The 25,133-nt window shown below is 38.0% G+C and carries 20 protein-coding genes and 1 pseudogene; 13 read left to right on the top strand and 8 right to left on the bottom strand.

Going from position 1 to position 25,133, the window contains the following annotated elements:
- Positions 1 to 247 precede the first annotated feature (247 nt).
- Positions 248 to 463 (bottom strand): YccJ family protein, encoded by a 216-nt coding sequence (locus tag P3L40_RS19350; RefSeq protein ID WP_047756975.1) that lies wholly within the window; start codon positions 461 to 463, stop codon positions 248 to 250.
- A 181-nt stretch (positions 464 to 644) separates the two neighbouring features.
- Between P3L40_RS19350 and rhaB the strand changes: the two genes are divergently transcribed.
- From rhaB to rhaM, 6 genes are all read left to right on the top strand, one after another.
- The gene (rhaB, locus tag P3L40_RS19345; RefSeq protein WP_210853036.1) at positions 645 to 2,093 is read left to right on the top strand and encodes a rhamnulokinase; all 1,449 of its coding nucleotides are present in this window, start codon (positions 645 to 647) and stop codon (positions 2,091 to 2,093) included.
- A gap of 44 nt (positions 2,094 to 2,137) precedes the next feature.
- Positions 2,138 to 3,388, top strand: coding sequence for an L-rhamnose isomerase (locus tag P3L40_RS19340; protein ID WP_136135313.1), 1,251 nt, complete (start codon positions 2,138 to 2,140; stop codon positions 3,386 to 3,388).
- 10 nt (positions 3,389 to 3,398) lie between these two features.
- Positions 3,399 to 4,220 (top strand): rhamnulose-1-phosphate aldolase, encoded by an 822-nt coding sequence (gene rhaD, locus P3L40_RS19335; RefSeq protein ID WP_004259698.1) that lies wholly within the window; start codon positions 3,399 to 3,401, stop codon positions 4,218 to 4,220.
- A gap of 74 nt (positions 4,221 to 4,294) precedes the next feature.
- Positions 4,295 to 5,329, top strand: coding sequence for an L-rhamnose/proton symporter RhaT (rhaT, locus tag P3L40_RS19330; RefSeq protein WP_004259701.1), 1,035 nt, complete (start codon positions 4,295 to 4,297; stop codon positions 5,327 to 5,329).
- Positions 5,330 to 5,368: 39 nt separating this feature from the next.
- Positions 5,369 to 6,520, top strand: a complete 1,152-nt coding sequence (gene fucO, locus P3L40_RS19325; RefSeq protein WP_196731946.1) for a lactaldehyde reductase — start codon at positions 5,369 to 5,371, stop codon at positions 6,518 to 6,520.
- Between the two features lie 11 nt (positions 6,521 to 6,531).
- Positions 6,532 to 6,846: an L-rhamnose mutarotase gene (rhaM, locus tag P3L40_RS19320; protein ID WP_096865089.1), complete on the top strand. Its 315-nt coding sequence runs from the start codon at positions 6,532 to 6,534 to the stop codon at positions 6,844 to 6,846.
- 36 nt (positions 6,847 to 6,882) lie between these two features.
- Here the strand turns inward: rhaM and P3L40_RS19315 are convergent, their stop codons facing one another.
- The 6 genes from P3L40_RS19315 to P3L40_RS19290 all read right to left on the bottom strand — a co-directional run bounded on the left by P3L40_RS19315 (position 6,883) and on the right by P3L40_RS19290 (position 14,095).
- On the bottom strand, positions 6,883 to 7,740 hold the full coding sequence (locus P3L40_RS19315) for a helix-turn-helix domain-containing protein (protein WP_210853035.1): 858 nt from the start codon (positions 7,738 to 7,740) through the stop codon (positions 6,883 to 6,885).
- Between the two features lie 42 nt (positions 7,741 to 7,782).
- A complete protein-coding gene (rhaS, locus tag P3L40_RS19310; protein WP_136135316.1) occupies positions 7,783 to 8,592 on the bottom strand; it encodes an HTH-type transcriptional activator RhaS in 810 nt (269 codons plus the stop codon).
- A gap of 640 nt (positions 8,593 to 9,232) precedes the next feature.
- A complete protein-coding gene (locus P3L40_RS19305) occupies positions 9,233 to 10,213 on the bottom strand; it encodes a hypothetical protein (protein WP_175427131.1) in 981 nt (326 codons plus the stop codon).
- 27 nt (positions 10,214 to 10,240) lie between these two features.
- Complete coding sequence (locus P3L40_RS19300; RefSeq protein ID WP_272518013.1) at positions 10,241 to 10,972, bottom strand: molecular chaperone; 732 nt, start codon at positions 10,970 to 10,972, stop codon at positions 10,241 to 10,243.
- 22 nt (positions 10,973 to 10,994) lie between these two features.
- Complete coding sequence (locus tag P3L40_RS19295; RefSeq protein WP_210853031.1) at positions 10,995 to 13,478, bottom strand: fimbria/pilus outer membrane usher protein; 2,484 nt, start codon at positions 13,476 to 13,478, stop codon at positions 10,995 to 10,997.
- Between the two features lie 86 nt (positions 13,479 to 13,564).
- Complete coding sequence (locus P3L40_RS19290) at positions 13,565 to 14,095, bottom strand: fimbrial protein (protein WP_144396090.1); 531 nt, start codon at positions 14,093 to 14,095, stop codon at positions 13,565 to 13,567.
- Between the two features lie 772 nt (positions 14,096 to 14,867).
- Between P3L40_RS19290 and P3L40_RS25170 the strand changes: the two are divergent.
- From P3L40_RS25170 to P3L40_RS19260, 7 genes and pseudogenes are all read left to right on the top strand, one after another.
- Positions 14,868 to 15,059 (top strand): annotated as a pseudogene (locus tag P3L40_RS25170) (IS3 family transposase); the annotation flags it as partial.
- A gap of 712 nt (positions 15,060 to 15,771) precedes the next feature.
- Entirely contained in the window at positions 15,772 to 16,080 is a 309-nt protein-coding gene (locus P3L40_RS19285) for a helix-turn-helix domain-containing protein (RefSeq protein WP_004258958.1), read from the top strand.
- A 209-nt stretch (positions 16,081 to 16,289) separates the two neighbouring features.
- Positions 16,290 to 16,823, top strand: coding sequence for a fimbrial protein (locus tag P3L40_RS19280; protein WP_004258955.1), 534 nt, complete (start codon positions 16,290 to 16,292; stop codon positions 16,821 to 16,823).
- A gap of 131 nt (positions 16,824 to 16,954) precedes the next feature.
- Positions 16,955 to 19,435: a fimbria/pilus outer membrane usher protein gene (locus P3L40_RS19275; protein WP_210853435.1), complete on the top strand. Its 2,481-nt coding sequence runs from the start codon at positions 16,955 to 16,957 to the stop codon at positions 19,433 to 19,435.
- 6 nt (positions 19,436 to 19,441) lie between these two features.
- On the top strand, positions 19,442 to 20,167 hold the full coding sequence (locus P3L40_RS19270) for a molecular chaperone (RefSeq protein ID WP_164565540.1): 726 nt from the start codon (positions 19,442 to 19,444) through the stop codon (positions 20,165 to 20,167).
- A gap of 3 nt (positions 20,168 to 20,170) precedes the next feature.
- Positions 20,171 to 21,154, top strand: a complete 984-nt coding sequence (locus P3L40_RS19265) for a fimbrial protein (protein WP_096864370.1) — start codon at positions 20,171 to 20,173, stop codon at positions 21,152 to 21,154.
- A gap of 69 nt (positions 21,155 to 21,223) precedes the next feature.
- Positions 21,224 to 21,877 carry a response regulator transcription factor gene (locus tag P3L40_RS19260; RefSeq protein ID WP_004258940.1) on the top strand — a complete coding sequence of 218 codons (654 nt, stop codon included), beginning with the start codon at positions 21,224 to 21,226 and terminating at the stop codon, positions 21,875 to 21,877.
- Here P3L40_RS19260 and P3L40_RS19255 read toward each other — a convergent pair.
- Positions 21,855 to 25,061: an ATP-binding protein gene (locus tag P3L40_RS19255; protein WP_228677446.1), complete on the bottom strand. Its 3,207-nt coding sequence runs from the start codon at positions 25,059 to 25,061 to the stop codon at positions 21,855 to 21,857. The genes P3L40_RS19260 and P3L40_RS19255 overlap by 23 nt on opposite strands.
- Between the last annotated feature and the right edge of the window lie 72 nt (positions 25,062 to 25,133).

Raw genomic sequence — 25,133 nt, 5'->3', positions numbered from 1 at the left:
GCACTAATATTTCTCTCAGTGCCTGACTTATCGTACTTATTACTAATAATCCAACCAACTGTTACTGCTATACAAATAGTCACAAAGCGAATGGTCATTTTGTGATGGCTATCTTACTTTTGTTTTTACGCCCTTCTCAAAATATCTCATCTTTTAATGGCAAGTAAGATAAATTAACACCTTATGATCGCCAATAAAAACCTCGCCAACGCGAGGTTTTTATCTCTTCAGAAGAACACAAAACGAATTATACATTTTTCCTTTCGATGGTTTCTTCCCCCCAATATAGCCTATCCGCGGTGGTCTTCGAGAAGGCCAGAGGTAAAACTTCATCAGAACCTTCTTCCCAAATTTGTTCCGCTAATACTTCATCATTATTCGCTAATTCAAAAATAGCTTGAGCAATTTCAATTGAGGTTTCTCTAACTTTAGCCCATTCGGCTATATGGTGAGGGTCTTTCATTATTCGCTCCTGATTAAATGGTTCTGGTAAAAACACTGAGAGATTTCAAGTCTGTGAATAAGATCACTACGACTTTAAATATATTGCCATTTTTCCTTTTTAGTGACGCTCTATTAAACGCGCTCACTATTCACTATCTCTAGTATATGACTATAAGTTAAGTAATAGAGATTAAAAAGTCATGAATATTCGCCATGTTGTTGCTATTGATTTAGGCGCATCTAGCGGTCGTGTCATGTTGGCTTGCTATGATGTGCATACTAAAAAATTATCATTAGATGAAATTCATCGTTTTACAAACCATTTGATCACTGAAGGTGATCATTGTTATTGGGATCTGGATGATCTTGAGGCTCAAATACGGATTGGCTTACACCATGTAGAGCAATCTGGCATCCATATTGACAGCATTGGCATCGACACTTGGGGCGTTGATTATGTTCTACTTGACCGTGATGGTGCCACCGTCGGTCGCAATTTCTCTTACCGTGATAACCGCACCCAAGGTGTCATGGAGCAAGTCCAAACCGACCTTGGTGTTCAAAATATCTACCAAAAAACAGGGATCCAATTTCTCCCTTTCAATACCTTATATCAATTGAAGTCCTTGCAACAATCACACCCTCAATGGCTGGAACAAGCACACCATTTATTATTGATCCCTGATTATTTCGCATACCGTTTGACTGGGCAAATCAACCATGAATATACCAATATTTCCACCAGCCAAATGGTTAACCTGGAAACAAGTGATTGGGATGATGAGTTAGTCGAGTATCTACAAATACCACGCCGTTTATTAGGTGAAATCAAGCAACCAGGTAATATCATTGGCCACTGGCAAACGCCCAAAGGTAAAAAAATTCCGGTGATTGCCGTAGCAAGCCATGATACGGCTAGCGCTGTTATTGCGGCGCCGATAGCCGATAGCCATAGTGCCTATTTAAGCTCAGGAACTTGGTCATTAATGGGCCTCGAACGTACTACTCCTTGTACTTGTGAATACGCATTTGCTGCCAATATTACCAATGAAGGTGGAGTAAATGGCCACTACCGTGTCCTAAAGAATATTATGGGGCTATGGTTATTCCAACGCATTTGTCTTGAACATGACGTGCAAGATATTTGCAGCCTAATTGCATCAGCAGAAGCTATCCCTGCCTTCACTTATCTTATTAACCCCAATGATAACCGCTTCTTAAACCCTGAGTCGATGAGCCAGGCCATTAAAGAGGCTTGTCAGGAAAACCAACAACCCGTCCCAAATACTATCGCTGAGCTAGCTCGCTGTGTTTTCGACAGCTTAGCACTGCTTTATCGTCAAGTGTTTCTTGAATTACAGCAAATAAACCATGCCCCATTACAACAGCTGCATATCGTCGGTGGTGGTAGCCAAAATGCCCTACTTAACCAACTCTGCGCCAACACTTGCGGAGTTCCTGTAAGCACAGGCCCGATTGAAGCGTCCACCTTAGGAAACATTGGGTATCAGTTGATTGCCCTAAACACCATTCCAGATGTACCAACCCTGCGCACCATTATTGCAGAAAATACTGAGCTTTGTTGGTTTCAACCTCAAAGCATCGCGCTGGATGAACCATGGAAACGATTTAAAACCATTACGGCCTAACTCAGGTTATTAACCGTATATCGATAAGTTATAAGGAAAATTTCATGTCTAATTACAAAGAAAGTTATCTTATTGCCAAACAACGTTTTGCTGACCTTGGTATCGATACTGAACTGGCGATGCAAGCCATGGCTGACTTGCCTGTATCGATGCATTGCTGGCAGGGAGATGACGTAGCTGGCTTTGAAAAATCTGCAACCGCTTTAAGCGGTGGTATTCAAGCTACAGGTAATTACCCCGGCAAAGCGACCAATGCGATTGAATTACGCGCAGACATGGATAAAGCAATGAGCTTAATTCCTGGCCCTAAACGCGTTAACCTGCACGCTCTTTATCTCGAAGCTGATACCGCCGTCGAACGTAATGAAATTGAACCTCGCCATTTTGCCAATTGGGTTGATTGGGCGAAAAAAAACCATATCGCACTCGATTTTAACCCTTCTTATTTTTCCCATCCACTCAGTAGCGAAGCGACGCTAACTCACAGTAATAAGGAAATTAGAGACTATTGGATTGGTCATGGACAAGCTTGTCGCCGTATTTCTGCGTATTTTGGCGAGTCATTAAATAGTGCTTCCGTAATGAATATTTGGATCCCTGACGGCATGAAAGATCTCCCCGTCGACCGCTATGCGCCACGCCAACGGTTAGTCGAGTCATTGGATGAAATTATCCGGGAAAAAATTGATATCAAATATCATATCGATGCCGTCGAAAGTAAGTTATTCGGTATTGGTGCTGAATCTTACACCGCAGGCTCCAGTGAGTTTTATTTGGGCTATGCCATCACACGTAAAACCGCATTATGTTTAGATGCCGGCCACTTCCATCCAACCGAGGTTATTTCAGACAAAATTTCAGCCGTCATTCCTTATGTTGAACGCCTATTATTGCACGTCAGCCGTCCTGTGCGTTGGGACAGTGACCACGTCATTTTACTTGATGATGAAACTCAAGCGATTGCCAATGAAATCATTCGCCATAACTTAAAAAACCGTGTGCACATTGGTCTCGATTTCTTTGACGCATCGATTAACCGCATTGCTGCGTGGGTCATTGGAACTCGCAATATGAAAAAAGCGTTACTACGCGCCTTACTTGAACCCACCGCAAGACTGCGTCAACTCGAAGCAGAAGGGGACTTCACAGCTCGCCTCGCGCTATTAGAAGAACAAAAATGCCTGCCATGGCAAGCTGTTTGGGATGAATACTGCGAACGCAACAATGTTCCTGTAGGCGAAAAATGGTTAGATGAAGTTAAACAATACGAAAAATCAACATTATTAACACGTTAAGGTGAATTGTATGCAAGATATTCTGACATCTTGGTTTGTCCAAGGGATGATAAAAGCCACCAGCGATATGTGGCTCAAAGGCTGGGATGAACGTAATGGCGGTAATGTGAGCTTACGACTAACTGAAGACGATGTTGCTCCATTTAAACACACTTTTCACGCTGACCCGCGTTATATCGAAACAACTGAACCGGTTAAAGAGCTAGCAAACCAATATTTTATTGTCACAGGTTCTGGTAAATTTTTCCGTAATGTTGCCTTAGACCCTGCAGATAACTTGGGTCTAGTTCGTATCGATAATGAAGGTCAGGGTTACCATATTGTTTGGGGCTTTGTGAATGGTGCAATACCAACCTCGGAATTTGCTGCTCACTTTCAATCACATATCACACGTATGCAAGCCACTAATGGCGCTAACCGCGTCATCATGCACTGCCATGCAACCAATATCATTGCGCTAAGCTATGTTTTACCGCTCGATAGTGCATCCATCACGCGTCATTTATGGGAAATGAGTACCGAATGTTTGGTTGTTTTCCCTGATGGTATCGGTGTGTTGCCATGGATGGTGCCTGGCACAGATGGCATCGGCTTAGAAACAGCGGAACAAATGAAACAACATGGCTTAGTACTTTGGCCATTCCATGGAATTTTTGGTTCCGGCCCAACCTTAGATGACGCTTTTGGTTTAATTGATACCGCAGAAAAATCCGCTGAGATACTTGTCAAAGTTCTCTCGATGGGCGGTAAAAAACAAACTATTTCAACAGAGAATCTGATTGCGCTTGCCAAGCGATTCAATGTCACACCAATGTCTGATGCATTGAAATAAAGCCTGTTTCTCTGTGGATAGGCCTTCCCTTCCACAGAGAAATTAAAACGATAATAAACAGTGAGGAATAGTTCATGGGCAGTGGAATTTTACTCGGTATTTTTTGGCATTTTGTCGGCGCAGCTTCGGCGGCTTGCTTCTACGCACCATTAAAAAAAGTTAAAAACTGGTCATGGGAAACTATGTGGTCCATTGCCGGGATTTTTTCTTGGATTATTTTACCTTGGACCATCAGTTATATTTTACTTCCTGACTTTTGGGCCTACTACAGCTCTTTTAGTGCAAATATTCTGATCCCCGTTTTTTTATTTGGTGCTATGTGGGGGGTGGGTAATATTGGCTATGGTCTGACTATGCGCTATTTAGGTATGTCAATGGGCATCGGAATTGCCATTGGTATTACGCTCATTGTTGGTACCTTAATGACCCCAATTATTCAAGGCACATTTGGCGAATTGATTGCCTCTACGGGCGGAAAATTAACAATTCTTGGCGTTCTCGTGGCTGTTCTTGGGGTTGCCATCGTTTCCTATGCTGGGTTACTGAAAGAAAAAGCGACCGGAGTGCAAGCCGAAGAGTTCAACCTGAAAAAAGGCTTATTACTAGCAGTCATGTGCGGTATTTTCTCAGCCGGTATGTCATTCGCAATGAGTGCAGCTGTCCCTATGCACGAAGCTTCCGCTGCCCTTGGTGTTTCTTCTCTTTATGTGGCATTACCAAGTTACGTCATCATCATGGGTGGCGGTGCATTAATCAATTTAGGCTATTGTTTTATTAGACTTATTTATCGTAAAGATATCTCTTTCAAATCAGATATCTCTGTCCCCAAAGCCCTACTGGTCAGCAATATTTTATTTGCCATTTTGGGTGGCGCTATGTGGTACTTCCAATTTTTCTTCTACGCATGGGGACATGCAAATATCCCGTCACAATACGGCTTTATGAGCTGGATGCTACATATGAGCTTCTATGTTCTGTGTGGTGGTATCGTGGGGTTAGCGCTAAAAGAATGGAAAGGCACCGGCAGGAAACCCGTTCGAATTTTATGTTTAGGCTGTTTAGTGATTATCTTAGCGGCAAATATTGTTGGCTTAGGAATGGCCGCCTAATGTAACAGTTTTTTATTTTAATTGATTGGGAGGTCAGCGATGACCCATAGAATGATACTTAATGAAACCTCATACTTTGGCGAAGGGGCAATTAACCACCTTGTCGAGGAAATTCAAAAACGCCAATTTAACAAAGCACTGATTGTCACGGATGCGGATCTGGTTAAATATAATGTAGTCAGTAAAGTCACCCAATTATTAGATGACGCTAAGTTGGACTACGCCATTTATGATGGTGTTATTCCTAACCCAACCATTGATACCGTCCAACAAGGGCTAAAACACTTCAAACAATCTAATGCAGATTGTCTTATCGCTATCGGAGGAGGTTCTCCACAAGACACCGCTAAAGCGATTGGGATTATTATCAATAACCCACAATACGAAGATGTGGTGAGCTTAGAAGGTGTCGCTCCAACCCAAAACCCAGCAGTTCCTATTATCGCAATCCCAACTACCGCAGGAACTGCAGCTGAAGTCACGATTAACTATGTCATCACAGATAACAATCTGTGCCGTAAATTTGTGTGCGTTGACCCCCATAGTATTCCGATTGTTGCCATTATTGATCCATCAATGATGGCATCCATGCCTGCAAGCTTAAAGGCTGCAACTGGCGTTGATGCTCTCACCCATGCTATTGAAGGCTATATCACGAAAGGGGCTTGGGCACTTACCGATGCTCTACACCTTAAATCCATTGAGTTGATCAGCAATTCGTTACGGCAATCCGTTAAGGGCGACCCGCAAGGTGTTGAAACGATGGCACTAGCACAATACATGGCAGGAATGGGCTTTTCTAACGTTGGCTTGGGGTTAGTTCATGGTATGGCTCATCCCCTTGGAGCATTTTACAATACTCCACACGGTGTCGCTAACGCCATTTTATTACCTCATGTTATGTCGTATAACGCTGATTATACTGGGGAAAAATATCGAGATATCGCTCGTGCTATGGGTGTAAAAAATATCGATGCCTTTTCACTTCAAGAAGCCAGAAATACCGCCATTGCTGCTGTTTTTGCGCTAAACAAGGACGTTGGTATTCCTGAAAAACTGCGTGAGATCGGCATGAAACTGGAAGATATTCCATCCCTTGCTCAAGCCGCCTTTGATGATGTGTGTACTGGAGGTAATCCACGTGACACCACATTAGAAGACATCACTGAATTATATCAAGCGATTTATTAGAGGGTGATATCATGATAAAAAAAGCATTTGTGATGCAAATTGCTCCTGACGCCCACCAAGAATATCAGCGCCGACATGATGAAATTTGGCCTGAATTAGTGCTGACACTCAAAGAACATGGCGCACATCACTATTCTATTTTCTTAGATAACAAACGAAATTTATTATTCGGCTACGTGGAAATTGAATCACAGGAACGCTGGGATAGCGTTGCACAAACGGAAGTGTGCCAAAAATGGTGGAAATATATGTCGGATATTATGCCATCAAACCCTGACAATAGCCCAATCAGTGATGAGTTAAGGTCGGTATTTTATTTAGACTAATCTCCCCCTAGGCAGTGCTAGTCTATTGGCTAGCACTTACCTCAATTTATCTTTTTGTAAAAAACAACGGCGATATGCACTTGCTGTCATTTTCATTTTTTTATGGAAGACACTCGAAAAATAATTACTGTCTTCATAACCACATTGCCCAGCGACTTCACTAATCGACAACGAGGTACTACGCAATAATAACGCCGCTTGGCACAAACGTAATTGTTGCAGATATTCCATTACCGTCATTCCTGTTTTCGACTTAAATAAACGCTGCAATGAACGCGCAGACATCTGATGCTCCTGAGCAAATTTTTCTAATGAAAATGGCGTATTGATACTTAAATTTAAACAGTTTATTAGCTGATCCATTTGGTGTAATAAACTTATTGGAGCTTGATCTGGCTGATAACGTAAACGATAAATATAAATAGCTAACTGTAAAAATAGGCCTTCGCAAAGATGAATAGATGGAATATCCGGTTTTTGGCATTCTAATGCCATTTTCTCAATAATGGGCGTCAACGTTGATAAGCTGGAAGGCGGCAATTTCCAGTGCCTAGATGTTATCGGCTGATAACTTAATGGAACATACTTTTCAATAGATTTTTTAATGAGAAACTCATTAGGTTTATATAATACATTAACCAGTTTTAAATTATTTACTGAGTGATAGCCATGACAATCTTCCGCATTAATATAAAACAGATCTCCACAAGTAATTGGATAATCAATACCATTCCAATGGTGTAAACCATTTCCTGAAAAAACAATCACAAACTCATTAAAATTATGGCTATGAACAATAAAATCTTCCTGAGAATCCCGCATTTCTATCGTCACGGTATTTTCAGGCCTAATAAAATAATCACTGCTGTTGATCGAAAGAATGCTTTGTATCATGATCACCTCAAAAAAGTGTAGGGATGATCATTACGATCTTTTTTAATTACTGCAATGACGCAGGTCACGGGGTGTGAAATTATACTCACTTTTAAAACACGTCGAAAAATATGCACTATCATTAAAGCCACTTTCCAATGCAATATCCGTAATGGTTTTATCTGAAAAACGAATTTGGTAATAAGCTTCTGATAGCCTCAACTTTATTAAGTAATTTTGTGGTGATATGCCTAAATTATTTTTCATATAACGATGAAAGGTCCGTAATGACACTGAAAATTGAGTGGTTAAATGCCCCCAATCGACATCTTCGGTAAAATTCATATTTAGCCAGCGTAACATCTGGATAATACGTTGTTCATTATTCCCTTCACCAATATGGTTATAACGGCCATCTTGTAAATTAACAATTAACTGCAAAAAAAGGCTTTCAGTATAAGCAAGATCAGAGCCATCGCTTTCGTTAAGTTTATCAATAATTTGTTGTGCTTTATTGTAATGCTCTTTATTTAAGAGCCAATGTGAAATGTTTCTTTCAGCATCTGTCGGAAAAAAATGACTGATATTATTTAAATAGGTAAAACTGGAGTCTGAGCGATAAAGTACATTGGTTAAATTTAGGTTGGAAACATTATCAAATAAGTGATAATCACAGGATTTTATATAGCACACCATCCCAGGACATAATGTATAAGGCCTCCCATTAAGTACATGTAGGCCAATACCCTGAGTTACCAAAAAGATCTCACTAAAATCATGTGTATGTTCAGGAAAAATAGGCTGAGGTACCCTTGGCTCAACTGTAATGTGCTGCTGCGGTGTGATAAAAAAATCTTCGCTATATAATTTCATGAAAGATCTCCTAATAAACACTTCTCGCCCGTAAAACTGACCATGGTTTATTTATCGTTCGTGGGATTATCGTAAATACCCTTATATCCCTATTCTATTGATCTCATCCAAAATCGCCTTGAAATTATGACCAAGTAATCACGCGTTATTGGCGATATTTTCAAGAGTTCACCAAGTAAATGTACAAAATGTGACCCTGGATACATAAAAGCCACTCTATCTAAGAACACCGTCTCTGTAGCACATAGCGTATAATAACGATCACACGTTGTTGTAAGCGAGCCACAACATAAAAGGGTACAGATTCTCTACGGCTTTAATTGAATCAAGAGATACCAATAACAGATACTTGATGTAGGATGAGTTGGATTGAAATGTATTAACGGAAAAGTAGAAGATTTCTTATAACATTGTGATTTAAAACATAAAAAAAGACGCCTTTAGTATCTCAAACTGCTGACCCTAAATAGTCATTAGGGAATTATTGAATACTACCCTAAATTAAATAATTCCATCAAAAACAACACAAAATGCCTGTGTAATTTTAAACCAGAAAAACCTCATTATCTCTCCGCCATTTTAGGCTAAGCCAATACCACCGCATAGAAGTGATATTGACTTAATACAAACCTGAAACTTACTAACGGTAAGTAAATAAAACATTCACGGTATTACTGAACTGCCCTGATTTAATGGCTTCAGCATCTTTCTTGGATAACTCGATACTGTAAGGGAAATAGCCGGGCTGTTGTTTACTGATACTCCCTTTATAATAATACTGATCAAACGCAACCTGTTGGTTATTGGTTCTGTCTGTAATTGCAGCTTGTAGGCCATTGTTAAAGACGATGTACTTTTTATTTATCACGCCACTGTTGCTTTGGAACGCAACACTGACTTCTAATGCCGCATCACACGTTGAATCGGGCACTAAATCTAATGAAAAGTTTTCTCTAACTGTTTGACCACCTTCAAAATTTTCAGCCGTGAGCTCTTTAAAATCAACCACTTTATCGCTCATGCGGACAATCGGTGTTGGGCAATAGTTCACCAATTTCCCGATAATCCTCGCCTGATAGATATCCCCTAAACTTTTTCTCTGGTAATCACTGTGATAACCAACATTAAAAACACCGGTATCAAAAGATTTTAACTCTCCCGTACCTCTGACCACTCGATACGTGTAACCAAATAGCACATTTTTAGGGCCCGCTTCCCAGACGCCCACTTCTAACTGCGGGGTGTTGGCCGCAGTTATTTCAACAGAGCCACTATACATACTGTCCTGATAAAGCCTAACACCGCTGTTTTTAAGTGTATTTTTTATGGTTGTTGGCGTTTGGTTGTTAAACCAAATTGTCCGCTCCGCCTTTGAGCCTGAAAACACACAAGCCCATGAAAAGAAACCACTACTGGCAGAGCCCAATAGCGTGCCGGGAGCAACGGTGCCGGGGGTTGTATTCATATCAATATAGACTTCAGGGAGTGGGTTCCACGCATTTCCCGTCGAGCCGGGTACACTATTACCCGGTCGGCATGTCACTCCGGCATACGCGGCAGAAGTTGACATCAGAAGGAGAAAGAACACGCCACTTTGCCATGACCGTTTTTTAAATTTCATTTCAGTAAGCTCCCACATTTGTATTTTTTATTTCGCCTGTGGCAATAATTGGCAAGGCTGTGCTGCGGCACACTGGTATTTATTAAATTTCAGACCACCGAAGTCATCAATATAAGCGACTTCAAAACTGTTCCATGCCGGGTTTTTCAATGTCACGGTCGAATCACTGAACGGGGCGACAAGCACTTCAGGGAAATTTTTATCTTTACTTTGGTCAACATTGATATTGGTGATCACAATATTAAACGGGGTTGGATTCGACAACGTAATCTGTCCACCTTGTTTTGTGACTTTTAAATCGCGCTGAAAATCTTTCTCGGCAGAGACTGTGTAGTCAATACCTTTTGGGCGATAAAACAGTTTTAAGCGTGATTGGATAGTAAACTGAACCGCATTCGCTTCTTTACCTTGCGGTGGAATACCTAATACATTGAAATACAACAGACTCTCCCTGTCCGTGGGTAAGGTATTTTGCCCATCCATATACGCAATTTTGATTTGTTTTTTCTGTTTAGGGCCAATTTTTTGTAAAAAAGGTAACGCCACTAGTGAGTTAGTCAGCTTTTCACCTTTTTGGTTTTCTATCCATGTCTGCGCTAAAAACGAAGAGGCGGTATCTTGGTTTTCAACAACGATACTGGTTCCGCCATCGGCTTCATTAAAAATAACACGGGTTCTATCTAACCCAAGAACGGCATACGCTTGGCTCATGACGCTTGAGAGTAAAACAACGGAAAGTACTTTTTTAAATAATGTCATTTTTTCACCCATTGAAATCACATTAGTGACGACAAGCAATTGAATCGCTACTTTTAGCCAGGAGACTGTCCGCTAAGAACGTACACGCTTGTGCATCTCCCCAGTTAACGCTAAGTTGGTCGCCCATGTTCAACCCGGTTAAGTAGACGATACCGGATTCAGCAATAATGCCTGAAACTTTACCCGTTACGTTATTTTTCACCACTGAGCCTAATGGTGGGTATTGACCATTAGCCAGCTTAATTCGTGTTATCAGTGACTTACCAATATCTGCATCCATTTTAGCATAACCGATTGCCCCATCAGTGAGTGTAGACGCTAAAACATTATCATCAATGTTTACCGTGTCTGGCAGGTTGTTCACATCCACCTTGTATTCCATATTATAGTAGGTCGGAACGTTACTGATGGTGGCTAACCCGCGGCTATTCGTCGTCGCATGGCCATTTTCAATCATCACGCCTTGCGCATTTGGCACATCAACCACTAAGCGAGATTGGTCACGATAGGTTAAACGGTGCGCGGAAATACCGTGCTGTGTCGCAGTCACCGAGCCACTCATGGTCATACTTAGTGACGTCATGGAATCCGATAATGACCCCGTCACTTGGACTTGGCCGGCATCCGCGCTGTGTGACACATAGGTGCTCACCATCCCTTCCGATAACCCATCTTGGGTCGATGCGGTTAAATTATAGTTCGTGTTGCTATCAACATGACGACTGTAATTCACGTTATTTGCATAGCGCTTGTTGCTGTCACTGTAAGAGGCGAAATACGATATTGATGCATTTTGGTTTTCAGTACTTAATGGTTTGCTGACGGATAAATACACTTGGTTATCCGTTTTATTATTCGCCCCACGAACTTGGTTTAAAGACAGGGAGATATTCCCACCTTTCATGACGCCTTCATCGAAGAATTTATTGAGCCCCACACTGAAATAGTTATTTTGCTTACCATTCCAATAGGTTTTACGTGATGCGGTGATATTCGCACTCGCATTCATTCCACGTAATTGCTGAGCGTAAGACAATGAAAAAACATGTTTGTCTTTATTGGTATCGATATCTTGTCTGTCGACAAAGTTTTGCTCAACAAAATTGGATAAAGAGTTAAAGGTTCTGTCGGCAAAACGGTACCCGGTTAATGTCAACTGCCCATCAATACTCGGTAAATCTTTGGCATAGTTAATACGGTAGCTTTTGCCTTTCTCACGCCCCAATAAGGTGTCGGCGTAAGATTGGGTGATATCCACCGAAAAAGCCCCTAAAAAGCCGATATTTTGGCCAATGCCGAGGTTAATGGCTTTATATTTATTCCCTGATGTCGCCACGATTCCGCCAAAAACAGAGGTATGGTTAAACACCCCAACAGAGCTTTCGACAGTCATAAAATTGTCGTTAGTATGGGTGCCATTTTTCGGGGATAGCTGACCTAAATTCAAGGTGTAGCGCGCTTGCCCCTTACGGGTTAAAAACGGAATATTGGTTGTCGTAAACTGGAATTTCGTTTCTTTACCGTTATCCTCTGCCACGGTCACATCAATGGTGCCCATGATGGATTGACTTAAATCCTTAATCACAAAAGGGCCCGCCGGCACTTTCACTTGGCTGATGATACGGCCATTTTGTGATAAGGTGACCGTTGCGTTTGAGGCGGCAACCCCAGTAATTTGAGGGGCATACCCTCTGAGGTTCGGTGGCATCATGCTTTCATCGGTAAACATGCTCACGCCTTTGAAACGCACGCTATCAAACAAGTCTGATTTAATGAAAATTTCCCCGGCAAACAACTTCGCCGATAAGCTGGCAATGTCCCTAAAAGCGTAGACTTGGTCCCAATCTAAGTTGCGTTTCTTGCTACCCCGTCCATCTTCGCCCGCCAATTTATTCTCATATTGGTAATTTGCCCGTAAACGCCATTGCGCGAAGTTAGCGCCCACATTCCCGAAGGCATAGAGTTGGTTACGTGTTTCTTCGTTTTTACGGATTAAGTGATTATCGCTAATCGTATAATCTAAAATTAACCCCGCAATCCCATAATCGCGCATTTCAGGGCTCACCCACGAAGAATAAGTCGATGCCATATATTTCTGAGGTATCGAAATACTCAGGACTTGTTCGCTATCATTAAAATCGATAGCCACGTTTTTATCGAGAGAGAATAAATTAATACATTCGTTTTCTTGAGACGAAAGTAATATTTCTTTCGCTTCTTCATTTAAGGGAAAACGTTTTATTAATTGTGCCGTAATACACGGCTCAATCGTTCCGTCATGATTAATAAACTTAATTTTTTCGCCGCGGATAATTTTTTTATCATTTAAAATAATATCCGATTCATATAAACCTTCACTTAAACTATTTTTTTCAAAATAGCTTAGGTCAATATTGTCGTCTGCAGACAAATTAAGGGCATTGATATTAAAAGTTTCCGCATTTGTATACCCACCACACATAATGAGTGAGATAATATAACCTATATTTTTTTTCTTAAAATACATGTTGGCACTCTTATGATAATCGATAGTGGGAATACAAAGCTTTACGCTAATTAGCGTAAAGCTTTTGCTTAGGCATGATGGCTATCTTATTCGTAGCTTAATACGTAGTTTGCGATAGAGTTGATGCTACCTGAAGTGGCGGCACCGGTTGCTTCTGCTTGAGCAGACAAAATAATTGTGGTGTCAGACGCTTTCAGTGTTTGCTCTAAAGTATCACCGGGTTTAATGGCTTTACCTGCATTGTCTAAGAATGAAACTGCAACGTTATTTGCGCTACCCGTGCTTGACCATAAAGATGCGTTTGTGGCATCAGGTTGGCCATTAAACGTAATTTTTACTTTAGAATAAGGAGTACCTGAAGCACTTGGGTCTAATTGGCAATCTTGTAATTTTAATTCAAATGAATTGAGTGGGCCTTTTTTACCAGCAGCATCTAAATTAACCGCGGCAATATTACCTAATTGAACTTCTTTATTCACATCAGTCGGTGCAATTGTACATGCACCGCTATTAATTGTGCCTTTAAACGTAATTTTACCAGAACCGGCATCCGCAGCCATTGCAGAAATAGAAGTTGTCGTTAACGCTAAGCATAATGCAATTAAAGTTTTATTCATGTTATCTACCTTATATTAAGTCATTTAATTAAAAATTTTTATCTGTTGTGAAGAACGAAACAAATAATATCCATAAAATGAGTAATCAGATATCGCTAAAGTATGTATTTCGCCGGTAGAATGTAACGAAATATATTAAATTAACGCATTGAAATTAAAAGAAAATAAAAAACGAAATATTTATTAACATTATCACTAGCATCGCGTTAAGGCGTTGAATGCAGATCTTTAAGCCAAAAAACAACTCACCATAAGCATTAAACGCCAACATAACCCATAAAAACAAATAAACGCATTACAAGAGTATTTGGGCAGTGAAATATATCTTAAATAATCAAAAACCGAGTTATTGAGATATTTATTTACATCCGTTTATGAGTTTGAAATGACTTTATCGCGTTAGATTAATTCATTCGCATAAAAAACAAGTCTAATCATTTGTTTTTTAATGTTATTTTTGATGGGATTAAATGAAGGTGATATTCAGTTATTTTTCACTTATTTTTATCCGGTAAAGTAGATAAAACAAAATTCATTACAAAACAATTGGTTAGTATTTGTTATGTCTTCTAAATCTATTATGGTCTTATTTATCCCATGCATTTCTAGGGCGAATATGGGATGAAAATGTGGGTTTTCTATTATTAAAGAAAAAAGGATTACAACCTCAACGTAACAATAGCTTGTCACTTTATGCAAATCAGTCGACAGGCCTATTACAAAATACTGGATAGGATTGAGGAGCGAAAGAAAGCTGATCCATCATTAAGGTCGGGGGATACAATCTTGTTCTTCGGAGTATCAGGAAATACATAAAGAACATAATATTCAATATTCTATAATAGATAGCTACGATTGTTGCCAAAATGCTTTAGCGGAACGAATTAATGGAATATTGAAAATGGAGTACTTTCTGATAAAACCGAGTAATCTAGAGCTAGTGAGAAAATTAGTTGAAGATGCCAAAAACGAAGGTAAAAAATTCATACTAACTAGGAGGCGCCGACCAAAAGACTCTGCTTTTAGTGCTGCCTTAAATTCAGGTGTACTTGGCGCACCATGTTTAAGAATTTAAAACATTTCTACGATTCTTGAGAATATTGTTTTTATTCCATTTTTTTATTCTATTATAGTTAACTAATAAAAATGATATGGATAATAACGAAATATTTAAAGAATGTAGGAATGAATAATCTTAATAACTTCAATAGGTAGGGCATTTAGTTAAGGGCTTAATAAAGCCTCAAGAAGGTTTATAGTCTTAAAGTTTATTATTTTTTTAGGTACGGGTATAGCCAAGTTTTGGTGATATAAAATTCCATTAAAAAGAAAATGTTAACATTTTGTTAATTAATGACATGTGACGTTTAAGACTTGTTGGATAAAAAAACTGTTTTTTTTAAATATATGAGATAAGTAACTATATTTAGTGATGGTGTTTACCCGAAAAATGACGAGTTCGTTAGACATTGTTTCATAAACCTTACTTATATTAAGGGTAACCAGATATTAATAGTTAATAATCAGCATTTTCAATAAATAAAATTAATGTTTGGTTTTATTTATTACTCGTATGTGAGTTTGTTATTTTTATTTTATTTAATTAGTATTGCTCGCAGTTAGTTATTCTTACGTTATTCAGTATCTACTTTGTATTTTTCAGAAAGGAAATAAAAATGGCAGCTAGATATCCTATTGCCAAAATAGTAGGGAGCAGAATAAAGAAGCTTAGAAGGGAGTATGGATTAACAGGAACTGAAGTGGCAATGGCTTTGAATGTTAGTCAACAGCAGTTTTCTCGCTATGAACGAGGTATTAACAGAATAGATATTGATTCTTTAGTTATGATTGCAGACTTCCTTAAAGTCAGTGTTCATTATTTCCTTGAAGATATAGATTTAGAACAATCAAATAGCTGGACCTCTGAATATAACTCATTATTAAGTCATGGTTTTTATTCAAACAATAAAAAAAATGAAGGTTAGTATTTGTTTTAAGGATCTCCTTATATTTACGGTTCATATTAGTGGTTATATTACTTCACATGTTATCGAACATCTCAAGTCATTAAAATAATGATAAGAATAAAGTTAACTAAATTCTAGTTATATCAATAAAACTATTGATATGGCTGTGTACCAACTAAGGTATTGCCTTAGTATATATTAATAATATCATGAAATAAGGGTTTAAAATGAAAAAGACGCTATTAGCATCTTCAATTATCGCATTAACATTCACTGCTGCATCAACTTCATTTGCTGCGGATGTAGGAAGCGGTACTATTGAATTCAATGGTACTGTGAATACTGGTGCTTGTACCATTGCTCCTTCTTCTGTTAACAAAGAAGTTCAATTAGGTTCTGTTCCAGCGGCATCATTACAAACAGCTGGTTCACAAGGTCCAAATGTTGATTTCACATTAGAATTAACGGATTGTATTTTGGACCCTACCGCAAGTGGTACTGATTATTCTAAAGTAACAGTTAAATTTACGGGCCAAATGGATGCAGCTGGCACCTTATGGGCAAGTACTGGTACTGCTACCAATGTTGGTGTGTTATTCCAAAATGCAAGTGGAACAAATTTAAAAACAAATGATACTGTTGAGCAAAGCTTAAACGCAGGGACAAATGTTATTAATTTATCTGCTCGTATGCAGGCATTAGGTGCAGCTACAGCCGGTTCTGTTAAATCTACAGTCGCTTACGTTTTAGATTACCAATAAGTATTAATATAAAAACATTAAAAAAATAATAAATCTTATATTTGCTGATTATGCTGTGTATAGCAATTGCTTCACAGCATTTTCAGTTATATGAGTTCATTCAATAAATCCATTATAGAATATTGCGGCTAATGAAAAAGAACAATTTTAATAAAAACATAGTGACTAGTTTAGTATCTAGTTTATTATTTTACACTTACTATGTTAATGCGGATTCTGTTCAATTTAATGAAGACGCATTATCTATTTTGGGTAATACTAATATAGATTTAAGTGCATTTGAGAAAAATAAAATTAGTGAAGGTTCTTATTTTTCTAATGTATCGGTAAATGGTCGAAGAATCAATTATTTTGATCAAATAAATTTTTTAAATAAAGACGAAAATATACAACCTTGTATTTCTAGAAACTTAGTAGAAGTTATTGGGTTAAAAGAAGAATTTATTAAAGAAGTACCAACATGGGAAAATGGTCAGTGTTATGATCTTGCATCACAGGATAAAAATATTCAGGCAAGATTCGATGATGAAAAGCAAGAGTTAATGCTTTCAATACCCCAAGCTTATTTTCAGTATTCTGATGACAATTGGGTTCCGCCCATGCAGCGGGAAGTTGGAGTTAATGCACTCGTATTGGATTACAACTTTGTTGAAAACTATATTAAGTATAAGAATACTCGAGATATTAATAATTTTAGCTCATTCGGTTCTATTGGTGCGAATGTAGGGCGTTGGCGTGTTCGCAGTAATTATCAATATCAAAAAGATTTTAATGATAATAAAAATGATAATTTTAAATGGGTGCAAACTTATTTATTTACAGATTTACCTAGTTTATCCGCAAAATTTTTTGCGGGTAAGTATTATACAGTAAGTAATGTATTTGATTCTGTACGCTTTAGCGGCGTTAGTGTCTTTACGGATGAGAACATGCTACCGGCTTCTCTAAGGGGGTATGCACCGAGTGTCACAGGAACCGCGACAAGTAATGCGACAGTCACTATCTCACAAAATGGACGTATCTTGAATCAAATGAAAGTGGCACCAGGGCCTTTTTCAATTGATAATTTGAGTTCCTCTTTATCAGGGACTCTTGATGTTAAAATTACAGAAGAAGATGGCTCTATACGTGAGTACCAAGTTTCCTCGACCAATATTCCTTTTTTAACACGCCCAGGCATGGTGCAATATAAACTGAATGCAGGCCGGTTAGACCCAATGGGGTATAAAAACATCAATGATGACTTTATATCAACTGAAGCTTCTTGGGGGATCCTCAACAATTTATCTATTTTTGGTGGTATTTTTGCAACCTCTAATGATGAATATCATGCCTATAATGCAGGTGTTGGGGTAAATATGGAACGCTTTGGTGCAATATCTTTTGATATTACACAGTCGAAGAATCAACTACAGGATACCGCTTTACGTACTGGTGAAAGTTACCGTATTAATTATGCAAAACGTTTTTCGAATTCAAGTCGATTGGATTTAACAGGGTACCAGTTTTCTAATGAAGGCTTTATGTCAGTGAATGATTATATTAGCTTAAAAGAAACTCCGTTAACGCCACATTATCGGCAGAAAAATGTATTTACGACTTCTTTTACACAACAACTCCCTGATTTACAGGCAGATATAAGTTTAAGTTACTCACGGGAAAGTTATTGGAAAGAATCAAAAAATAACAATACTCTCAATTTATCGTTTAATAAAACCATAAATACAAGTTTTATAAATAATGCGATTTTATCATTATCAATTGGTGAAAGTAGCTACGTAAAAGGTAAACGCTCTAAGCAAGCATATCTTTCGTTAAGTATACCATTTGGTGGTGAAAGAAACTCACGGATTCAATACTTTAGTTCTTATAATGATATTGATAAAAAATATAATAGTAATATTAATTACAATTCTAAAATTAATGACAATAATGTTAGCTTAGGTTTATCAAGTAAAGACCTTTTTGAAAATACGGCAATGAATGCATCCGTTTATCGTGATACGCAATATGGTACTGCACAACTAACGGGATCGTATGGTGAAGATTACCATACATTAAGTGGGTCACTAGATGGCTCCTTGACGATTACCAACCAAGGCCCAGTCTTACACCGACGAGTTTATGATAACCAAGCTCGTATGGTTATTGATACAGATAAAGCGAAAGGGGTATCAATTAATAAAAATGAATCAGTTACGAATGGGTTTGGTTTAGCCGCAATTAGTAATGTTCCAACCTATTATAGGTCGACCCAGTATGTAGACCTTAATAATGTACCAGACAATGTCAGCATTGATGACAGCGTGATTGAATCAAATTTAACTGATGGTGCGGTTGGTTATTCAAAACTCAATACATTAGTGGGGGAAAAAGCGTTAGTTACAATTAAATTCCCTGACGGAAATACGCCCCCATTTGGTGCTTTAGTTTATGGCTCTGATAATAATAGTGTATTGGGAATGATTGCAGAGGAAGGGCAAGTTTATTTAACGGGCTTCCAACCAGATCAAAAATTAACGGTTAAATGGAGTGGTGACCAGTCATGTCGAATTATGTTAGGAAAACAAAGCCATTTAGCCAGTAAGAATATAACCTGTAATAAAGAATAGAAAATCATGAAAAAATTTAAATTAATAATAAGTGCTTTAATCTTGATTAGCACATACACACATGCATCAATTTCTGTTGACCGTACTCGCGTTATTTATGATGAAGCAAGTAAAGGTGTTAGCGTTGTGATTGAGAATATTGATAAAAAAGACCCTTATTTAGTTCAGTCATGGGTCGAGAATGAAAATGGTGAAAAAATTTCAGAGCCACTAATTGCTTTGCCTTTACTGCAACGTGTTGAAGCGAATCAAAAGAAACAGGTTAGAATTAGTTTATCAAAAAATGACGTGAAAATACCGAACAACCAAGAGTCTTTATTTTACTTTAATGTCTTGGGTATTCCACCGAAAACTAAACTAGAAAATGCTGTTGAAATTGTTATTCAATCACGCTTTAAATTATTTTATCGTCCAAGTGAATTGAAAAAATACCCTAACAATGACTGGCAGAAAGAATTGAAAGTGGAAAAAATGGGAAACTCGTTAAAATTAACTAACCAGACACCCTATCACATTGTTGTGATTAATGTTAATGATAATGAATCTAAAGTTCCTGATTTTAAAGAAATTGTCATAAAGCCAAATAGCAATTCAACATATTTTCTATCAGATAAACAAGTGAAATCGCCGAAAATGGTTATTACTTATATTGATGATTATGGAACACCAAACTTATTGAAATATACATGTAATACAACTTGCTCCTTATCAAATGAAAAGGATAAGAGATAAATTATGTTAATTTTTAATAAAATAAATTCATTTGCTATATTATTTTTATTTTTGCTAAGTTTTCAATCAGTAGCTGCGGTTAATAATTGTATACCGAGTTCAGGAGCTACAACTATAGAACAAGAATTAACCTTTGATATTACAAATAGTAGTACTTCAATTCCAAATGGTACCTTATTGACATCAGCATTGAGCTCATATATATCAGTGAGATGTGAGTTTACTGGCTCATCAAGTACAACTAATGCCGTTTACTTTAAAAATACAATGCCAACTGCAATTAAAACATTATTGATTAATAGTGGTGTCAGTGTGACGCAACAAAATGCAATTTCATCTCCTAGTCCAGTAACGATAACCAACCCAACTGTTCCAAATATTTATTTGGGGTATTGGAGTCAACCAGAAACAGGAATTACACGCAATATCGCTTTCATGTATAACTTTTATGTTTATAAGGGGGCAAACGCTCTTAAACCTTTTGATACAGGGCTATTTTTATTAGGAACCCATGTGGATTATTTAGGTAAGGATTTAGGCGGGCCAACTTATGTGCGCATTAAAGGTAACTTAACCTTGCTCTGCCCTGCACCTGCGGTGAATATCACGGCTTCTAATGGGGGAAGTGTAAACTTTGACTCAATTTCACCTAAACAAATGAATGCGGGAGAAGTGGTTAGCCGAACTTTTAATTTAGGTATGTCAGTGCCACAAGACTGCGAAACAGGGCTAAATATATCAGTACGTTTTGAACCCAATAATAATACGGTGCTAGGTGGAAAATATCTTGATATGGGCAATGGGTTACAAACACTATTAACCCGTAATTCAACTGATATTAACTATAATGAAAGCTACAGTATTGGTGAAATCATGCCACAATCACCGATTAATGTCCCTTTTACTGCGACATTAAGCAAGATAGCGGGCAGCACTATCGCTTCTGGTCCGTTTTCTAAAACAGTTCGAGTTGTTGTTTCATATTAAGAGTGTTAATTGACATTTTTTCTATGGTGTTATATTGAATATACATATTCTGATGCTGAGTATTATTAAATGAAAAAACTCAAATTAGTATTAGTTGATGATCATCCCATTGTGCTTTCAGGTTTGAAAGATACACTTTCTCAATCAATGAATTTAGACATTTTAGGTGCTTACACTCAGGATGCTGAACTATTTGCTTTTTTGAAAAAAAATGAGGTTGATGTGATCGTAACTGATTATATGATGCCTAATAATACCCAATCTAGCGATGGACAGAATTATATTCAATTTTTACGTCGCCAATATCCAAATATTGCAGTGATTGTATTAACGATGGTTTCTAACCCAATGATTGTACAAATGTTATATGATTCTGGGGTGAGTGCGGTGGTGTCAAAAGAGGCACCATTAGGTGACCTGATGAAAGCTATCACATTAGCGGGGCAAGGTCGCCAATATCGTGTTCCTGTTGCAGATATGACAACGACATTAAAAAGCCGTAATGCAGTAACATTAAATGATAGGGTAAAGACATTATCACCTCGTGAACTTGAGGTACTGCGCCTTTTTGTTCAAGGTAAGCCTATTGTTGATATTGCTAAGCAATTAAACCGCAGTGATAAAACTATCAGCCTACAGAAAAATGCTGCAATGCGTAAATTGGGTGTTGATAATAATCAAGCGTTAATTAGTTATTGCCTCACACATCATTTGTTTGACTAATTTTTTTTATCCAATTAGCTAATTGGTTGCAGATATTCTGACTAATCTGGGTATCAATGTATGTTGATGTCCGTGAATCTAATGCTGTTTCAAACTCACGAAGCTGATTAGCTAACTCACGTTGTTCAACACTAATTAATGCACCACGGATACGATGGGATAACTGTTTTAATTCTTCTGTGTTGTTATTTTCAACCGCTTGGCAAAATCGAGTAATATCGCTCACAAAATGACGAATAATTTTTTCTCTATCTTCCCCATTTAGCGGGTTAATCACTTTTATTGGCCCCATTTCTGAAGCTGAGGAGGAGTAAATCGGGAATAAACGGTTGAACAATTGAACTAAGGTTTCTAGCTCTATAGGTTTTACAAGCCATGAATCCATTCCAGATTCTAGGCATCGCTCTTCTTCTTCTTTTAATCCATTAGCAGTAACACCAACAATCGGGCATGTTTCGCCTTCACTGCGCAGCTGCTGTGCAAGCTCATAACCATTACGATAAGGCATATTAACGTCTGTAAGGATGATATCAACAATTTCGTTATCCCAGATCACCAACGCTTCTTCACCATCATTGGCAATAAATACCTTACAACCAAGTAGTTCAAGTTGCTCTTGTAGAACAACTTGGTTAATGGGGTTATCTTCAGCAATTAAAACGCGAAGCGGGTATTTATGCATATGAGTTTGTATACGAGATGTTGGACAAATAAGGGGTATCGGTTCTTTATTATTTTGTAGTAAGAATAACTGCTGATTTAACTCGGATAGTCTGAAATTCATTTCAGTGCTTACCCATAGTTGCCCATCCCAATTAGTTGGCAGAGGAAACGATGGAATTAAGATGCCGACGGCAATAACGGATGAGGTATCTATGGGGAGGCTATTTTCTGTGAAATATACATTGGCCCCCCAACGTTTTAGCCATTGCGTTATATTTTCAGTCAATAATGGGTTTGGGGTTTGCAACCAAATATTGGTGTTTTTGAGTGATAGCCAGTGTGTTTGCTGTATATCGAGTGCTAAAGGTAGTGTCACGAGAAACGAGCTACCAACTCCAGTTTCGCTTTGTAAGCTTATTTGCCCATCCATCAATTTGATAAGCTTAGAGCAAATAAATAGGCCTAAGCCAGTACCACCATAAGCATGAATTTCTGAATGAGCTTGATAAAATGGCTCAAATAATTTTATTTGTTGTTCAGGGCTAATTCCAACACCTGTATCACTGACACGTAGTAATATATTATTTTTATTACTTCTTTTAAGTTCAATAGTAACAGTACCTCTGTGGGTAAATTTAATCGCATTACTGAGTAAATTACCTAAAATTTGTTGCAGTCGGGCAGAGTCACCAACTCTATTTGCTTGTACATTTGGGTCAATAATAGCAAATAGGAGCAACCCTTTTTGCTGAGCAATTCCTTGATATAACTGAACAGTTTGTTGCACTAATTCTAATAAATCAAATGGTTGATTATGAATTTGAATTTGATTAGCTTCTATTTTGCTAATATCTAAAATATCACCAATTAACTGCATAAGTAATTGGGATGTTGTTGATATTCGATCAATAAAGTGAGCTTGTTGAGATGAAAGAGAGGTATTTGCCAGTAATTCTAATGTACCTATTAGACCATAAAGTGGGGTTCGTATTTCATGGCTCATTGTTGCTAAAAATGTGGATTTAGCTCGGTTGGCTTCTTCTGCAAGTCGCTTAGCATCATCAAGTTGTTTTTCAGTTTCTGCTTGGATCGTAATATCAGTAAATGCGCATAAAATAACAGGGCGCTGCTGGTAATAAGTTGCTGTGCTTACGACATAAAGAACATGTTCCCCAGACTTTAAATTAGTTTTAACCTGTTCTGTGTCAGAAAGAACCTTGATAAGTAATTCATTATATTCATTTGAGTCGTGGGGAGTAGATATATTGGTTATTTTTAGCCAATAACGAGCTAACTCATTCGCAAAGCGTAACTGCTGGGTTTCTTTATCTATTACACATAAGCCGATAGGGGTTGTCGCAATAAGTGTTTGGTTAAAAGATTCATTTTCTAAGATAGCTTGCTGGGAGTCTATTGCGGGTTGTAATATTTTTCGTTGGTACCAGCGGTGATATCCCCATCCACAAAATAAACTAAAGAAAAGTGCAATAACTAAACTGATAGGAAGCCACAGGTTGTCTTCAAAAAAAGCCGCATAACTAATTCTATAATATCCAGTCCATTCATCAGTTTTAGATGAAAGTTTAAGAACTAGGCCATCTCTGGTATAGAAAATACCTTCTAATGCTTCTTCTTCAGGTGCTTGGGTTGTTCCAAGTAGCTGACCATATTTTGCATGAATCAGCCAAAATTGATGTGTGAGTGTGGGGTTTAACATTCGCTCCAGCACGCTAAGCCTTGCTTGGCTTAACATACTGACTGCATAAATATTTTTAGGAGAAATGTGAGCATTCTGCCATAAATGTTCATCAAAACCAGCAGGGATGATCCCAATGAGAATATGATCAAATGGCTCAGGACGTAACCAGATAATGTCTTTTGAATCGCTTTCTTGTGATTCTAAAAATTGAGCATGAATAGTAGGTAAATTTTTTCTAATACTATCAATGACGGAGTAATACAAATTTGGAGAAATAGATTCATTTCCTAAAACTGTTCCAACGGAAGGAACGCTGATACTAATTTGGTCGTGTTCGTTGACAAAAAATACTGCAGCAGCTGGAAAATATGAGCCTCCCCAAAAAGTAGAATAGTAATCAGCTAAATAGGCCCCTAAAGAAAATAATATACTGGGAACGTTGGAACACTCTAAACTCTTGTCACAAGCTAGGGTAAATGGCATTGCAACTAAAGATTCTTTACCTTCGAGTAGATATAATGGCGACCTTGTTGGTAAGAACTGTTCTTGTATTGCATAGGTTCGGCTTTCAACTAACTCTATTAAATCTTGATTTTGCTTATTTAAAGATCGTAAAAACTTTTCTTGTTCATTGATATAGCCTATTAGTGACCTAAAATCGACTTCTAGGCGTTTAGTTTCTTGTTGAACAATTCGCTCTGCACTCCAAATCAATGTTGTTATTAGAATAAATAACAAAGGAAAAGCAATGGTAAGTATGCTATTCGTGCGTCCTGATGTGCGAGTTATCCTTGAAAATGCAGTCGGAGAAGGGGTAGGCATAGCGCTGTTCTCATCGATTATAGGCAAACTCCATGATTTTCATAATAATATAAAATAAACAAATTAAACAAT

This window comes from Providencia sp. PROV040 (assembly GCF_032706145.1).
Lineage (GTDB): Bacteria > Pseudomonadota > Gammaproteobacteria > Enterobacterales > Enterobacteriaceae > Providencia > Providencia hangzhouensis.
Note: the sequence above shows the minus strand (reverse complement) of the source record. Positions and strands in the feature narration are given on the sequence as shown.

What these genes read in the sequence shown, in the direction of transcription:
- P3L40_RS19290 (WP_144396090.1), bottom strand. Translation starts at nt 14,095, where the DNA reads ATGAATAAAACTTTAATTGCATTATGCTTAGCGTTAACGACAACTTCT.
- P3L40_RS19270 (WP_164565540.1), top strand. Translation starts at nt 19,442, where the DNA reads ATGAAAAAATTTAAATTAATAATAAGTGCTTTAATCTTGATTAGCACA.
- P3L40_RS19255 (WP_228677446.1), bottom strand. Translation starts at nt 25,061, where the DNA reads ATGCCTACCCCTTCTCCGACTGCATTTTCAAGGATAACTCGCACATCA.
- P3L40_RS19260 (WP_004258940.1), top strand. Translation starts at nt 21,224, where the DNA reads ATGAAAAAACTCAAATTAGTATTAGTTGATGATCATCCCATTGTGCTT.
- P3L40_RS19340 (WP_136135313.1), top strand. Translation starts at nt 2,138, where the DNA reads ATGTCTAATTACAAAGAAAGTTATCTTATTGCCAAACAACGTTTTGCT.
- P3L40_RS19350 (WP_047756975.1), bottom strand. Translation starts at nt 463, where the DNA reads ATGAAAGACCCTCACCATATAGCCGAATGGGCTAAAGTTAGAGAAACC.
- rhaD (WP_004259698.1), top strand. Translation starts at nt 3,399, where the DNA reads ATGCAAGATATTCTGACATCTTGGTTTGTCCAAGGGATGATAAAAGCC.
- P3L40_RS19275 (WP_210853435.1), top strand. Translation starts at nt 16,955, where the DNA reads ATGAAAAAGAACAATTTTAATAAAAACATAGTGACTAGTTTAGTATCT.
- P3L40_RS19295 (WP_210853031.1), bottom strand. Translation starts at nt 13,478, where the DNA reads ATGTATTTTAAGAAAAAAAATATAGGTTATATTATCTCACTCATTATG.
- P3L40_RS19315 (WP_210853035.1), bottom strand. Translation starts at nt 7,740, where the DNA reads ATGATACAAAGCATTCTTTCGATCAACAGCAGTGATTATTTTATTAGG.
- P3L40_RS19300 (WP_272518013.1), bottom strand. Translation starts at nt 10,972, where the DNA reads ATGACATTATTTAAAAAAGTACTTTCCGTTGTTTTACTCTCAAGCGTC.
- rhaB (WP_210853036.1), top strand. Translation starts at nt 645, where the DNA reads ATGAATATTCGCCATGTTGTTGCTATTGATTTAGGCGCATCTAGCGGT.
- rhaS (WP_136135316.1), bottom strand. Translation starts at nt 8,592, where the DNA reads ATGAAATTATATAGCGAAGATTTTTTTATCACACCGCAGCAGCACATT.
- P3L40_RS19305 (WP_175427131.1), bottom strand. Translation starts at nt 10,213, where the DNA reads ATGAAATTTAAAAAACGGTCATGGCAAAGTGGCGTGTTCTTTCTCCTT.
- P3L40_RS19285 (WP_004258958.1), top strand. Translation starts at nt 15,772, where the DNA reads ATGGCAGCTAGATATCCTATTGCCAAAATAGTAGGGAGCAGAATAAAG.
- rhaM (WP_096865089.1), top strand. Translation starts at nt 6,532, where the DNA reads ATGATAAAAAAAGCATTTGTGATGCAAATTGCTCCTGACGCCCACCAA.
- rhaT (WP_004259701.1), top strand. Translation starts at nt 4,295, where the DNA reads ATGGGCAGTGGAATTTTACTCGGTATTTTTTGGCATTTTGTCGGCGCA.
- P3L40_RS19280 (WP_004258955.1), top strand. Translation starts at nt 16,290, where the DNA reads ATGAAAAAGACGCTATTAGCATCTTCAATTATCGCATTAACATTCACT.
- fucO (WP_196731946.1), top strand. Translation starts at nt 5,369, where the DNA reads ATGACCCATAGAATGATACTTAATGAAACCTCATACTTTGGCGAAGGG.
- P3L40_RS19265 (WP_096864370.1), top strand. Translation starts at nt 20,171, where the DNA reads ATGTTAATTTTTAATAAAATAAATTCATTTGCTATATTATTTTTATTT.